14 protein-coding genes are annotated in these 14517 nt (G+C 49.5%); 6 read left to right on the top strand and 8 right to left on the bottom strand.

Annotation, left to right across the window (positions count from 1 at the left end; translation table 11 throughout):
• The 3 genes from cdaA (at position 1) to DXD65_RS08765 (ending at position 3729) form a co-directional block, all read left to right on the top strand.
• A complete protein-coding gene (gene cdaA / locus DXD65_RS08775) occupies positions 1-765 on the top strand; it encodes a diadenylate cyclase CdaA (protein WP_005824908.1) in 765 nt (254 codons plus the stop codon).
• A gap of 83 nt (positions 766-848) precedes the next feature.
• Positions 849-2387, top strand: coding sequence for a TldD/PmbA family protein (locus DXD65_RS08770; protein ID WP_009037767.1), 1539 nt, complete (start codon positions 849-851; stop codon positions 2385-2387).
• Between the two features lie 22 nt (positions 2388-2409).
• On the top strand, positions 2410-3729 hold the full coding sequence (locus DXD65_RS08765; RefSeq protein ID WP_008662830.1) for a TldD/PmbA family protein: 1320 nt from the start codon (positions 2410-2412) through the stop codon (positions 3727-3729).
• A gap of 2 nt (positions 3730-3731) precedes the next feature.
• Here the strand turns inward: DXD65_RS08765 and DXD65_RS08760 are convergent, their stop codons facing one another.
• The 4 genes from DXD65_RS08760 to DXD65_RS08745 are packed head-to-tail and all read right to left on the bottom strand — an operon-like array spanning position 3732 to position 6788.
• A complete protein-coding gene (locus tag DXD65_RS08760) occupies positions 3732-4748 on the bottom strand; it encodes a GNAT family N-acetyltransferase (protein WP_005834723.1) in 1017 nt (338 codons plus the stop codon).
• Positions 4749-4790: 42 nt separating this feature from the next.
• Positions 4791-5705, bottom strand: coding sequence for a DUF2156 domain-containing protein (locus DXD65_RS08755; RefSeq protein ID WP_117703998.1), 915 nt, complete (start codon positions 5703-5705; stop codon positions 4791-4793).
• A gap of 52 nt (positions 5706-5757) precedes the next feature.
• Positions 5758-6453 carry an LrgB family protein gene (locus tag DXD65_RS08750; protein WP_005824898.1) on the bottom strand — a complete coding sequence of 232 codons (696 nt, stop codon included), beginning with the start codon at positions 6451-6453 and terminating at the stop codon, positions 5758-5760.
• Positions 6450-6788 carry a CidA/LrgA family protein gene (locus DXD65_RS08745; protein WP_005824896.1) on the bottom strand — a complete coding sequence of 113 codons (339 nt, stop codon included), beginning with the start codon at positions 6786-6788 and terminating at the stop codon, positions 6450-6452. Before DXD65_RS08745 ends, DXD65_RS08750 begins: the two co-directional genes overlap by 4 nt.
• A gap of 322 nt (positions 6789-7110) precedes the next feature.
• Between DXD65_RS08745 and pta the strand changes: the two genes are divergently transcribed.
• From pta to DXD65_RS08725, 3 genes are all read left to right on the top strand, one after another.
• Positions 7111-8130: a phosphate acetyltransferase gene (gene pta, locus DXD65_RS08735; protein WP_005824889.1), complete on the top strand. Its 1020-nt coding sequence runs from the start codon at positions 7111-7113 to the stop codon at positions 8128-8130.
• 21 nt (positions 8131-8151) lie between these two features.
• Complete coding sequence (locus DXD65_RS08730) at positions 8152-9348, top strand: acetate/propionate family kinase (protein WP_005834728.1); 1197 nt, start codon at positions 8152-8154, stop codon at positions 9346-9348.
• A 180-nt stretch (positions 9349-9528) separates the two neighbouring features.
• Positions 9529-10929: an alkaline phosphatase gene (locus DXD65_RS08725; protein ID WP_005824885.1), complete on the top strand. Its 1401-nt coding sequence runs from the start codon at positions 9529-9531 to the stop codon at positions 10927-10929.
• A 106-nt stretch (positions 10930-11035) separates the two neighbouring features.
• Here the strand turns inward: DXD65_RS08725 and DXD65_RS08720 are convergent, their stop codons facing one another.
• The 4 genes from DXD65_RS08720 to DXD65_RS08705 all read right to left on the bottom strand — a co-directional run bounded on the left by DXD65_RS08720 (position 11036) and on the right by DXD65_RS08705 (position 14361).
• Positions 11036-11248 carry a hypothetical protein gene (locus DXD65_RS08720; protein WP_008662841.1) on the bottom strand — a complete coding sequence of 71 codons (213 nt, stop codon included), beginning with the start codon at positions 11246-11248 and terminating at the stop codon, positions 11036-11038.
• 99 nt (positions 11249-11347) lie between these two features.
• Positions 11348-13204, bottom strand: coding sequence for a ChbG/HpnK family deacetylase (locus DXD65_RS08715; protein ID WP_057086993.1), 1857 nt, complete (start codon positions 13202-13204; stop codon positions 11348-11350).
• A gap of 41 nt (positions 13205-13245) precedes the next feature.
• Complete coding sequence (locus DXD65_RS08710) at positions 13246-14010, bottom strand: UDP-2,3-diacylglucosamine diphosphatase (RefSeq protein WP_005824878.1); 765 nt, start codon at positions 14008-14010, stop codon at positions 13246-13248.
• Positions 14011-14049: 39 nt separating this feature from the next.
• A complete protein-coding gene (locus tag DXD65_RS08705) occupies positions 14050-14361 on the bottom strand; it encodes a metal-sulfur cluster assembly factor (RefSeq protein WP_005824875.1) in 312 nt (103 codons plus the stop codon).
• Positions 14362-14517 lie beyond the last annotated feature (156 nt).

Genomic DNA, 14517 nt, shown 5'->3' with positions numbered 1-14517 from the left:
GTGTTTTTTGAATTTGGAATAAAAGATTTTATAGATATTCTGTTAGTGGCTTTCTTGCTGTACTATACGTATAAGCTGATGAAAGCCTCCGGCTCTATCAATGTGTTTACGGGTATCCTGGTGTTTATCCTGATATGGCTGGTGGTGTCGCAGGTGCTGGAGATGAAATTGCTCGGCTCCATCTTCGACAAGCTGGTCAGTGTGGGCGTGCTGGCGCTTATCATTTTGTTTCAGGACGAGATACGGCGCTTCTTGCTGACACTCGGCTCGCATCAGCATGCTAGTGCGCTGGTACGCTTCTTCACCGGCAATAAGAAAGAGAAGTTGGAACATGACGACATCATGCCGGTGGTAATGGCATGTATCAGCATGGGGAAGCAGAAGGTTGGTGCCTTGATTGTCATTGAACATAATTTGCCTTTGGATGATGTGGTGCGTACGGGAGAAATTATTAATGCCGATATAAACCAGCGTCTGATTGAGAATATTTTCTTTAAGAACAGTCCGTTGCACGATGGAGCGATGGTTATCAGTAAGAAACGTATCAAAGCGGCGGGATGTATCCTGCCTGTTTCCCATAATCTGGACATTCCTAAGGAACTGGGGCTGAGGCATCGTGCTGCCATGGGAATTTCCCAGGTGTCTGATGCGCATGCTATCATTGTATCGGAGGAGACCGGAGGTATTTCAGTGGCTTATAAAGGACAATTCTATCTGCGCCTAAATGCTGAGGAATTGGAAAGTTTGTTAACAAAGGAAAGCTGAGGTGTGACAAAATCCCCTATTTTTACGTCATATAACTATGATATAAAATAAAAACAATATCTTATAACTAATAACTGAAAAGGATGGATAGACGAAATTTCTTACGGACGGGAAGTCTGGCGATGTTAGGCTCGCTGGCAGTACCCTCGTTGGCTATGCCTGCGTCAGTACGCGGAGCTTTGGGAGGAGCAGATAATCAGTCTGCCGTAGCTTCGGCAATGGCTCACTTTGGCGTGACGGAAGCTGACTTGAAGAAAGTGATGGCTGCCGCTCTGGAAAAAGGCGGAGATTATGCCGACCTCTATTTTGAGCACACGTTTAATAATAGTGTGGTTCTGATGGACGGTAAAGTAAACAATTGTGGAGCCAACATTGACTTCGGTATGGGCGTGCGCGTATTAGCAGGCGACCAGACTGGCTATGCCTATGTAGAAGGCGTGACCGTAGAAGAAATGCTGCGTGCTGCCCGTACGGCTGCCCGTATAGCTTCTTCGGGTAAGGCCGGAAAGCCTGTGGGGCTGACGGAGAAGACGATTGCCAAAAGCCGTTATGCCGTCACCGAACCTTGGGAAGACGTGAGCCTTAAGGCAAAGATTCCTTATCTGGAGAAACTGAACGAAAAGATTTTTTCTCTGGACAACCGGGTGCGCAAGGTCCAGGCGTCTCTTGTAGACAGTACTTCTCATGTCTTATTCTGTAACTCAGAGGGCGTGAGCTACTATGATTACCGCCCAATGGTCTCTTTCATGGCCGTGTGTATTATGGAAGAGAATGGAAAAATGGAGAACGGTTATGCCGGTCGTTCTTACCGCAAAGGGTTTGAATTCATGACGGACGATATTGTGGATACCCTTGCGCGTGAAGCTGTGGATAAGACCTCCATCTTGTTCAAGGCAGTGAAGCCCAAAGGCGGTGAAATGCCTGTCGTGATGGGAGCGGGTGGTTCGGGCATCTTGTTACACGAAGCCATAGGACATGCTTTTGAGGCTGACTTTAACCGTAAGCGTACTTCCATCTTCTGCGACTTGTTTGGCAAGAAGGTGTGCAACGAGCATATCAATGTGGTGGATGATGGTACCATTGCCTTCAACCGCGGAGCCGTGAACTTTGACGATGAGGGTGTGGAAGGCCAGAAGACCTATATTGTGAAAGAAGGTATCCTGACCAGCTATCTGCACGACCGCATCAGTGCCAAGCATTACGGGGTGGCTCCTACCGGAAACGGACGTCGCGATACTTTCCGTAATACTCCTATCCCCCGTATGCGTGCCACTTATATGGAAGCCGGCAATATGAAGGAAGCGGACATTATCTCCACCGTGAAGAAAGGTATCTATTGTGACCAGTTTACCAATGGCCAGGTGCAAATCGGTGCCGGAGACTTTACCTTCTTTGTGAAGTCGGGTTACTTGATTGAGGATGGCAAGCTGACGCAGCCCGTCAAGGATATAAATATCATCGGTAATGGTCCGAAAGCATTGGCTGACATCACGATGGTGGCAAATAACGATAAGATTGACAACGGTACTTGGACTTGTGGTAAAGACGGTCAGTCTTGTCCCGTTACCTGCGGTATGCCATCGGCACTAGTCAGCAAGCTGACTGTAGGAGGAGAAAGTTAATTATCAACTATCAATTAAAGACATGATTACAGACGACAATAAGAAATTGGCACAATGGGCAATGGAATATGCCTTGAAGAACGGTTGCCAGGCAGCCAAACTGGTGCTATATACAAATTCTAATTCTTCTTTTGAACTGCGTGACGGCAAAATGGACCGTTTGCAGCAGTCTACGGAGAATGGTTTGGGATTGAATCTTTATGTGGACGGACGTTTCGGCTCTTTTTCCACCAATCGGCTGGATAAGAAAGAATTGGAAACTCTTATCACGAATGGTATAGAGTCTACCCGCTATCTGGCGGTGGATGAGTCGCGTATGCTGGCCGACCCTGCACGCTACTATAAAGGAGGCAAGCCTGACTTGCAGCTTTTTGATAAGAAACTCTATGAAGTCAACCCGGATGATAAAGTGGCGATTGCCCGTGCTGCTGCAGAGGAGGTATTGGGCAAGGATGAGCGTATCATTTCGGTTGATTCTTCTTATAGTGATGGTGAGGGTTCTTCCTATCGTTTGATAAGCAACGGATTTGAAGGCGAGTCGAAGAGTACCTGGTTCTCTGTCTCAGCCAGTGTATCCATTAAGGGAGAAGGTGAAGCGCGTCCTCAGGATTACTGGTACGACTCGGCTCTGTTCTATGATAAATTGACGAAGGCGGGAATCGGTGCCAAGGCATTGGAACGCGTATTGCGCAAGCTGGGACAGAAGAAAGCAAAGTCGGGTAAATATACAATGGTGGTTGACCCTATGAATGTGGGAAATCTGCTCAGCCCGATGCTAAGTGCATTGTATGGCAGTGCTTTGCAACAAAAGAATTCCTTCCTGATGGACAAGCTGGATACGAAAGTGGCTTCCGACCTCTTCACGTTGCGTGACGAGCCGCATGCTATCGGTGCAAACGGTTCACGCTATTTCGATAATGAGGGTGTGGCTACCGAACCCCGCACTGTTTTTGACAAAGGCGTGCTGAAAACTTATTTCATCGATACCTACAATGGTAAGAAGATGGATATAGCTCCTACTATCAGTGCACCTTCACGTCTAATTCTGACACCGGGCGATAAGGACCTGAACGGATTGGTTGCAGATATTAAACAAGGCATCTTGGTTACGGGCTTCAATGGCGGTAACAGCAATAGCAGTACCGGTGACTTCTCTTATGGTATAGAGGGTTTCCTTATTGAAGACGGCAAGCTGACACAGCCCGTCAACGAAATGAATGTGACGGGTAACATGGTTACTTTATGGAATTCCTTGGTTGCTGTGGGCAATGACCCTCAACCGAACCGTTCATGGCAGATTCCTTCGCTGGTATTTGAGGGAGTCGACTTCAGCGGATTATAATGCTAGTTCAACATCAGGCTCATATATGGGCTTGATGTTGCAAATATTTTTTCGGTGAGTTCACCGATTGTAAGTGCCAAGTGGCTGCCCGGCAGACGCTTGGCACTATTCATATATTTACCATTGTTCAGGTAGTAGTAGCCGTTATTGGCACTGACCTGCTCATCGGTGAGATGAATGCTGAGTTCCAGTTCCGGATGGGCCGTAGCATAGAGTTGCAGCATGGTTTTGGCATTGATGATGCGTGCCATGCCCAAAAGTTGGCTTTCACCGGTAGCGGGAGGAGTGAGAACCCGGATGGACGGGAGATTCAAGCTTTGGCAGATATGTTGAAGCAGTAAAGTTTTTGTTGCGGGAGTATCCGACACGATTTCTCCAATGCGCCAGTTGGCTTTCCCTATCGGATAGGTAATGGCCAAAGCCGTGATTTCCTCCCCATTGCTCAATGTGCAAACGAAGCCCTGTCCCAGTTGTAAATCGGCAATGATAACCTGGAAATCCTCTTCCGTATGCTGGATGCAGCAAGGGCGCTCCCGCAATTTCCGGTCGAGATATTCATATCTTTTTTCAGTATATTCGGCAGACATTTCCAAAGTAAGGCCCGTATCGGCTGTCGGTGTACCGGAAGCGATAAAGGTCTCTTCGGCATAGCGGAATACGGGGGCATAACCGCTGCGGCCATAGTAGTCGAACAGCCACGGTTCTGCCGGTATCAGGGTGGATAAGGCGACATTATTGTGTAGCATCCGTGCAAAGGCTTGTGATAACAGCTCGTGCATTACGCCCCGGTTACGGTAATCAGGGTGTGTGCAGGCGCCGGATATATAGGCCGTATGAATATCTTCTCCTTCGAACGTCATAGGATAAGGCAACATCTGTAGGGCGGCAATCACTTCTTCGCCGCTTTGGATGGCAATATTGATATCATTGTTGTAGCGGAGCCGAAAATACAGTTCAGTAAATTCCTCGCTATCATTGAAACAGAGCTTCCATAAGTTCTTTACCTTTTCCCGTATCATCAATCCCTTATCCTTTTAATCCTTAATCTCTAATCCTTACTCTCACCATTTGATAGCTTCCACCGGTTCATCTTTCAGGCATGCCACGTATTTTTCCAGAATAATGGCAGGCTGGTACGAAAGTTTGGCCTTGCGCAATCCTTCAATACCCAAATCCTCTTCACGGTTGAGGTAGACATATTGTTCGGGGATATGGTTGGCAAATTCATAGTTAATCATTGCGTACGCTCCGTCTATGCTGGTGTCGGCCTTTTCCACATGTACTCCGAAGGTATCTTGGTTGATGGGCATTCCGAAAGTGAAGGCGGCAATTTTGCCGTCTACATGCAGGATGCCTCCGGTCAATCCCAGTTCTTCAAAATTGTGGAGGGCGTAGACCAGTGCGCGACGTTCGTTGCCCGTTCCTTCATGCTGGTCGCAATTGTTGGCCTTACACCATTCGGCTTCCAGGTCCAGACATTCCTGGATGCGGTCGGGAGTGATGGGAGTATATTCGTAATTATAGGTGCGTTTGAATTTGTTGACATGATTCCGTTTGGACTGGAATTTCTTTCCGGCAAGCGTGGCGAGGTCTGTACGCAGATAGAGGTAATCGGCATAGTCCCGGTCTGCTGTGAACTGGAATTCTCCGGGCATGAAGGCTTCCAGTTCCGAGCACATGCCCGAACATATTCCCAGCAGGCAGAAAGGTTCCCCTTCCCGGTGTGCGTCTTCGACCAGTGCGTCCAGTACTTTTGTCAAATCTCCGTTACCTATCGGCATCATGTACACCAGTTCATCGTTTGCCCAGAATTTCAGCAGGAGGAAGCCGTCCATGATGGCAAACTTTGTATTGTATAGAAAACGCCAGCTGCATAGGTTGGAGAATGAGAGGTCACAATTCCGTCGCGGACTGTTCTGTGTATAGGAAGTAATCAGTTCTTTGTCTTGTAATTCGATATCTTTAAATGAAATCATACGTTGTTTTTAGTTGGTTATGATTATAGATAACAAAAATAAGAAGATTTTGTTAGAGTAGCCCTAATAATCGCAGAATAGTTGGGGTCAGCAATGCAGTGAAAATACCGTTCAGGGTCAGGCCGAGGCTGGCGAATGCGCCGTATTTGCGGCTGATGTCCATGGCTGTGGAAGTTCCTACCGCGTGGGCGGCGGCTCCCAAGGAAAGGCCTTGTGCCATAGGACTGCCGATGTGGGTCAGTTTCATGGTCTTGAAGCCCAGTATTCCTCCCAGCAAGCCTACACAGACCACTACGGCGGCGGTAAGTGAGGGAATGCCGCCCAGCGACTTAGTTACTTCCATGGCTATCGGCGTAGTGACCGACTTGGGCGCCAGGGAGTAGATAATCTCGTCGGAAGCCCCCATCAATTTAGCTATCAGCACGACAGAGATAACTCCCACAATGCAGCCGGCAAGTTGTGACAGCATGATGGGGAGCAGCTGTTTCTTAATCGTTTCCAATTGGAGGTATAGGGGGACTCCCAGGGCTACAACAGCGGGTTTCAGCCAGAATTCTATCAGATGTCCTCCTTCATTGTAGGTCTCATAACTGATATGTGTCATCTTCAGGAAGACAATGAGGATGGCAATTGTCAGCAGGATGGGGTTCAGCAACATGATGCCGGTCTTTTTCTGCAGGAGTTTGGCCAGAAAGAAAATCCCGAAGGTGACAGCCAATAGGAAAAATTCGTTTTCTAAAAAGTTCATTTGATTTTACGTGTTAGTTGATGAACCCATCCGGTGACTACAATCACCAGCAGGGTGCTGATTATGGAAGCGGTCACTATCGGCCAGAACTCGGAGGCGATGACATCGAAGTAAAGCATGAGAGCTACACCGGGCGGTACGAAGAAGAAGCCCAGGTTGGCAACCAGGAAGTCGGACATACCCTGCACCCAGTGCAGTTTAATCCAACCCAATTTCAAGAATAGGGTGAGCAACAGCATACCGATGATGCTGGAAGGTAACTTGATACCCGTAAAGAAAACAATCAGTTCACCCAAAGCTAAGCATCCGAAAAGGATGGCGCATTGACGAATCATATTATTATAATACCTATTGTTATACGTTGAAAACGCTGCAAAGGTAGGTATTCTATGTATTGCTTGTTATCGTTGTATCCTGATTTTTTTTATGTCGTTTGTAGAGTCGGGCGGGTTGTTCCTGCCGGACGGGTAATTGTTTGTTGCAGAGGGGCACGTGTGCGTACACATGAATGCTGGGAATACCTAATGTTAAATATTATAATAATTATGGTCTGAACGGTAAAAAGACCGATGTTTGCAATGTAGATATTGCAAAATTGTGTACTTTTGCGGCGTGAATAACACATACTGCCGATTCTTAATAGACAATTAAAATATCATGCAAAGATTAATTAACGAAATTGTTGAGCGTGCCAAAGCAAACCGCCAACGAATTGTTCTTCCCGAGGGTACGGAAGAGCGTACACTGAAAGCTGCCAATCAAATCCTGACTGACGGAGTAGCCGACTTGATTATCCTTGGAAAACCTGCCGAGATAGAGGCTTGTGCCAAAGAGTGGGGGCTGGGAAATATAAACAAAGCTACCATTATCGACCCGGAAGACCATCCTAAGAAAGAAGAATATGCCCAACTGCTTTGCGAGCTCCGCAAAAAGAAAGGCATGACCATCGAAGAGGCTCGCAAGTTGGTTGTCGATCCGCTTTATCTGGGCTGCCTGATTATAAAGAACGGCGACGCTGACGGCCAGTTGGCAGGTGCACGCAACACTACGGGTAATGTACTTCGCCCTGCTTTGCAGATTATCAAGACTTCCCCGGGCATCACTTGCGTTTCGGGTGCCATGCTGCTGCTGACACATGCTCCTGAATATGGAAAGAACGGTATCCTGGTGATGGGTGACGTGGCTGTGACTCCGGTGCCCGATGCAGAACAATTGGCACAGATTGCCGTATGTACGGCACGTACAGCCCAGGCAGTTGCCGGTCTCGACCCGAAAGTTGCCATGCTGAGCTTCTCTACCAAGGGCTCTGCCAAGCACGAAGTGGTGGATAAAGTGGTTGAGGCATTGAAGATTGCCAAGGAGATGGCTCCCGATATTGCCATCGACGGTGAGTTGCAGGCCGATGCAGCTTTGGTGCCGGAAGTAGGTGCAAGCAAGGCTCCGGGTTCTTCTATCGCCGGACATGCTAACGTATTGGTTGTCCCCAGCCTCGAAGTGGGCAACATCTCCTACAAACTGGTGCAACGTCTGGGACATGCTGATGCCGTAGGACCTATCCTACAAGGTATCGCCCGTCCGGTGAACGACCTTTCACGCGGTTGCTCCATCGAGGATGTGTATCGCATGATTGCCATCACTGCCAATCAGGCCATTGCTGCCAAAAAGAATGCTGAATAACTTTTAAATCTGATATATAGTATGAAAATCTTAGTATTGAACTGCGGTAGCTCGTCCATCAAATACAAATTGTTTGATATGGACCGGAAAGAAGTTATCGCCCAGGGTGGTATCGAAAAAATTGGTTTGAAGGACTCTTTCCTGAAGTTCACCTTGCCCAGTGGCGAGAAGAAAGTTCTTGAGAAGGACATTCCAGAGCATACCGTAGGTGTGGAATTTATCCTGAACACTTTGACAAGCCCTGAATATGGAGCCATCAAGTCTTTGGACGAAATCAATGCCGTAGGTCACCGTATGGTGCATGGAGGCGAAAAGTTCAGCGAGTCTGTACGGCTGACGCCGGAAGTGCTTGCCGCCTTCACTGCCTGCAACGACCTGGCTCCGCTCCACAATCCTGCTAACCTGAAGGGGGTAAATGCAATATCTGCCATTCTGCCTAATGTTCCGCAGATTGGTGTGTTCGATACGGCTTTCCATCAGACCATGCCGAAGCATGCCTATCTGTATGCCGTGCCTTACGAACTTTATGAAAAGTACGGCGTACGCCGTTATGGTTTCCACGGAACCTCACACCGCTACGTATCGCAGCGCGTCTGCGAGTTCCTGGGTGTAGAGCCGGAAGGAAAGAAAATCATCACTTGCCACATTGGCAACGGTGGTTCCATTACTGCCATCAAGGACGGTAAGTGTGTAGACACCAGCATGGGCTTGACCCCGCTGGAAGGTCTGATGATGGGTACCCGCAGTGGTGATATTGATGCCGGTGCCGTTTCCTTCATCATGGAGAAAGAGGGTCTGGATGCCAACGGCATCTCCAACCTGCTGAACAAGAAGAGCGGTGTGCTGGGTATCTTCGGTGAATCCAGTGACATGCGCGACCTGGAAAATGCCGTAGCTGCCGGCAATCCGAAGGCTGTTCTGGCTGAAGAAATGTACTTCTACCGCATCAAGAAATATATCGGTGCCTATGCCGCTGCTTTGGGTGGTGTGGATATCGTGGTATTTACCGGTGGTGTCGGCGAGAATCAGGCAAGTGCCCGCTGGGGTGCATGTGAAGGCCTGGAATTCATGGGCATAAAGCTGGATGCCGAGAAGAACAAAGTACGCGGTGAAGAAATGGTTATCTCTACCGAAGATTCTCAGGTGAAGGTGGTGGTAATCCCCACTGACGAGGAACTGATGATTGCTTCGGACACGATGGATATTCTGAAGAAGTAATATCGCTGTAATATTTCCCGGTTCCGGCTTCCCGGAGTCCGGATGTGGTTTCGCCCCTGCAAATATGTAATGTATTTGTAGGGGCGAAATGTTTTCCGAATCCTTTAAAATCCTTATCTTTGTTACTTGGTTAAAAACAATAAAGGCAATTTTCCGAATAACTTTAAATAAGAACTGCTTATGAAACGATTAATGTATGTGTTGTTCTTTGTACTGCTGACCAGCGGCATGGCCTATGCCCAGCAGGCGAAGTACGTGTTTTATTTCATCGGTGATGGAATGGGTGTGAACCAGGTGAACGGTACGGAGATGTATCTGGCCGAACAAGAAGGGCGTATCGGTGTAAAGCCTTTGCTGTTCACTTCTTTCCCGGTTGCCAGCATGGCAACTACCTTTTCTGCCACCAACTCGGTGACTGACTCTTCTGCTGCCGGAACAGCCCTGGCTACCGGTGCAAAGACCTACAACGGCGCCATTGGTATGGACGATAACAAGAGTGTGCTTCAGAGTGTGGCCGAGAGAGCCAAAAAGTCCGGTAAGAAAGTTGGGGTAACTACCAGCGTCAGTGTAGACCATGCTACTCCCGCCGCATTCTATGCCCATCAGCCGGACCGTGGCATGTATTACGAGATAGCCCTCGACCTGCCGAAAGCCGGTTTCGACTTCTATGCAGGCGGTGGTTTCTTGAAACCGACTACCACTGCCGATAAGAAAGAGGCTCCGAGCATCTTCCCTATCTTTGAAGAAGCCGGCTATACCGTTGCAAGGGGCCTTGACGAATATAAGTCGAAGTCTGCCCAGGCGGACAAGATGATTCTTATCCAGAAAGAAGGGGCAGAGCCTTCTTGCCTGCCCTATGCCATCGACCGCCAGGAAGGCGACCTGACGCTGGCCGAAATTACCGAAAGTGCCATCTCTTTCCTGACCAAAGGCAGTAACAAGGGTTTCTTCCTGATGGTTGAAGGTGGAAAGATTGACTGGGCCTGCCACGGAAACGACCCCGCCACAGTCTTTGAGGAAGTGGTGGATATGGACAACGCCATCAAGGTGGCTTACGAGTTCTATAAGAAGCATCCCAAAGAAACGCTGATTGTGGTAACTGCCGACCATGAAACCGGTGGTCTGGGTCTGGGTACCGGTAAGTACGAGCTTCAACTGAAAGCCCTTGCCAAGCAGAAGCAGTCTCAGGATATCCTTTCACGTTCCATCACGGACTTACGCAAGATGCGCAAGGTTATCAACTGGCCGGAAATGAAGGAATTCCTGGCAGAAAAGATGGGTTTCTGGAAAGAACTGCCGGTGAGCTGGGAGCAGGAGAAGATGCTGCGTGATGCTTACGAAGAATCATTCGTGAACAAGCATGTAGTGTTTGAGGAAAGTCTTTATGCCAAGACTGAGCCCCTGGCTGTTGCCGCCAAGAAGGTAATGAGCCAGATTGCCATGGTAGGCTGGACCAGCGGTGGCCATACAGCCGGATATGTGCCGGTATTCGCAGTAGGTGCAGGCTCCAAGCTGTTCGTGGGTAAGATGGACAACACGGAAATCCCGAAACGCATAGCCAAGGCTGGTGGATACAAATAATAGAAAGTCACTACAGATTACACGGATTCTCACAGATTGGAAGCTCTGATATCAAGTATAAGAGACTAATCTGTGAGAATCCGTGTAATCTGTGGTGGCTGTCTATTTATTCCTTAAGGTCCTTCTTTATAATTTCATCCATCTCCCGGATACGTTTCTCCCGTTCCTTGGCAGATTTTATTTTCTGGTCCTTGTATCCGGTATCTGTCCGTTCGGAGACCTCTTCGCTCCATTCCTCGAATTCATCCGTTGCCGGACGTCCGTGCGGGTCTATGTTCTCTTCGGCAATCGGGTCGTTTCTGTAAATCATATCATCCATGACGCTAATGTTTTTAATGTTATGATGTTATTACAACCATGCCGGGAAAAAGTTCCGGTAACCTTCACTTTTTCGTAATCGTTTATAAGAATAAACGTTTTATAGCGCGGGCAGCAGGTACTTCCATATTAGATTCAGCTCTGCCTGCATGTCGGGGATGTTGGCGGTGACGGCAATGACGGCATCCTTGTCCGGCAACACCAGTATGTATTGTCCGTTGGCACCATCGGCACGGTAGGCGTTGTGGCGGCAGCGCCACATCTGGTAGCCGTAGCCCTGCAGCCAGTCGCTTGTCTTGGCGCTCATCTTCGCTTTCTTCAGCATCTCCGGTTTCATGCCGGCGGGCAGTGAGGGCACTTGGCAGGCAGATGCCTCCTTTACCCATTCTTCGGGCAGAATCTGCTGTCCGTTCCAGTTTCCTTTCTGCAGGAACAGTTGTCCCATCTTGGCAAGGTCTTCCGTTTTGAGGTACAACCCCCAGCCTCCGGTATTGATGCCTTGCGGGCTTTCCTGCCACCGGGCGTTGACGATGCCAAGCGGGCGGAACAGACGGGGATAGAGATAATCCACCACTTTCTCGCCCGTCACTTTCTGTACGATGGCTGAGAGCATGTAGGTTCCCAGGCTGTTGTAGGTGTAGAAGGTACCGGGCTTGTGCTCCACGGGGAAGGCAAGGAACTCCTGCACCCAATCGGCGTCCGCCTTTTTGCGTACCGTTCCGGTGGGGTCGGTGTCGTGCCCGCAGTTCATGGTCAGCAGGTCGCGTACGGTCATGGCTGCCAGATTTTCGCTGACGGTTGCCGGAAGCTTGTCGGGGAAGAAGGAGATGACCTTGTCCGTCAGCTTCAGCCTGCCTTCGGAGGCGGCAAGTCCCACGGCGGTGGCGGTGAATGTCTTGCTGACGGAGTTCAGGATGTGAGGCTCATCCTCTTTCCCTTCGCCCATCCATTCTTCGGCAATGACATTGCCGTGTTGCACAATCATGATACTGTGCAGGTCTTGTCCGGCTTTCTTTACGGCATCCAGATATCTGTTCATGGCCTTGTCCAGCTTCGGAGTAGCGGCGGCGCGGGGCAGGCCCTTGGTCAGTTGGTTGATGGAAATCAGCTTTATGCCTTTGTCCTCAATGGCTTTCCGGACGCGGGGGCTTGTCAGCAGGTCGGTCACTCCCTGGCGGTCCAGCGCCACGTCCTCATATCCGATGTGGAAGACGGTTTTCATTTCATCGTTGTCCAGTGCCGGGTGGTCTAAGAAAAGGTAGCGCTGGCCCGGTTGCAACTTCTCCAATGCTTTGATGAAGCTAGCCTCCTTTTCTTCGGCGGTTCTTTTGGGGCCGTCGTACCCGATGTAGGTAAACCGGTAGTCCTTGGAGGAGTCCATGCGGTCGATGGACGGCAGGTTGTATTCTTTGGCGAGCCGTTGCACCAGCTCGTTCACTTCTTTGCTGAAACCGGTGGAGAGCATGTGTCCGGACAGATGGCTGAGTTGCGGAATGCTTTTCAGCGTCGTCTCTATCTGCGCGCGGAACTCCTGCTCTATCTCCTTGATGTCCCATTTCTGCTCCATGATGGACTGTCCCGGATAGGCGGGGTTAGGGAACATCATCGGGTAGAAATAGCCGTTCTCGTCCGTCAGGCTGGGGCAGTGGGTCAGCGGACGCCACTTCACGTTCTCCCACTCGCTGGTGATGACGAGGTGCAGGCCGACGTCCAGTCCCGGATTTTCTTTCAGCATCTTGATGGCTTCCGGATACCAGGCTGCTACGGGCATCACTTCCACGCTGCGGGCAATACCCGAGCGGTAGGTCTGGATGCAGGCTTCGTTGACGGAATGCAGGGCACCGAGATCGTCAATGCGGATGACAAGTGTCGGGGCGCCGGATTGTCCCCATACCGGCAATGCTCCTGCTGCGAGCAGGCATCCGGCAATCATGTTTTTCAGTCTTAAAGGTTTCATGGGTGGTAATGGTATGATGGTTAACAGTTTGGCAATGCGGGTTATAGCTTCGTCTCTCCCTCCACAAAATTCTCAAGGAAGAGGTTCTCGCCGTCAAAGACGGCGTACGAGAAGTAGTTTATCCAGTCGCCGAGGATGAGGATGCGGGCGGTACTGCTCAGCATCAGGTCCAGTTCGATGTGGCGGTGACCGTAGATGAAGTAGTTGATGTTGGGATGGCTTTTCAGGTATTCCTTGGTGTAGAGCACCAGGTATTCGTTGTTTTCTCCCATGTATGCGGGTTCTTTCCCGTCTATGCGTTTCAAGCGGCTGTGCTTGGCCCAGTTCAGTCCCAGCTCCATGCTCCAGCGGGGGTGCAGGGCAGAGAACAGCGTCTGTAGGGTACGGCTGCGGAACATGGCGCGCAGCATCTTGAACTTCTTGTCCGGGTCGCCTAGCCCGTCACCGTGGGCAAGGTAGAACTCTTTTCCGAAGATTTCGGTGGTCAGCGGTTCGCGGTGTATCATGACGCCGCACTCCTTGGTCAGATAGTCGCCGCACCAAAGGTCATGGTTTCCCGTGAAAAAGTGGACTTCTACTCCCAGGTCGGTCAGTTCGGACAGCTTGCCCAGAAAGCGGGTGTATCCTTTGGGCACTACGGTACGGAATTCGTACCAGAAGTCGAACATGTCTCCCAGCAGGTATACGGCCGATGCCTTGTGCTTGATGCTGTCCAAGAAGTTGACCAGCCTCCGTTCTTGGGTTCGTCCGTGTTCGATGGCTCGTGAGCCCAGGTGAGCATCCGAGAGGAAATATACATTCTTCATTTTCAACTTTCCATTTTCAACTTTGAACTTTCAACTGATTTAAAGGAATCCCAGTTCCAGTTTCGCTTCTTCGCTCATCATGTCCTTGTCCCACTCGGGTTCGAAAACGAGATTGATGGTGGCGGAGGTTACGCCGTCGATGGATTCCACCTTCTGGCGCACATCTTCCATGATGAAGTCGGCTGCCGGACAGTTGGGGGCAGTCAGCGTCATGTCGATGGAGGCTTCTCCCTGGTCGGAGACGTCTATTTTGTAAATCAGTCCCAGGTCGTATACATTTACCGGTATTTCCGGGTCGAATACGGTCTTGAGCATGGAGACTATTTTCTCTTCTATTTCAAATTTGGTCATATTCGTAGGGTTTTATATATAGGTTTTCAAAGAACAAAGCTATGGAATTTAATTGAAAATGCAAAGGAACGCCCTCCTTTTCATTACTTCAGAAAGGGTTTGTCTTATCCTGATATAGGTAGACACATTTACAAACTAATAAATGTGTTACTATTA

It is taken from the genome of Bacteroides sp. 4_1_36 (assembly GCF_003466325.1).
GTDB classification, from domain to species: domain Bacteria; phylum Bacteroidota; class Bacteroidia; order Bacteroidales; family Bacteroidaceae; genus Bacteroides; species Bacteroides uniformis.
Note: the sequence above shows the minus strand (reverse complement) of the source record. Positions and strands in the feature narration are given on the sequence as shown.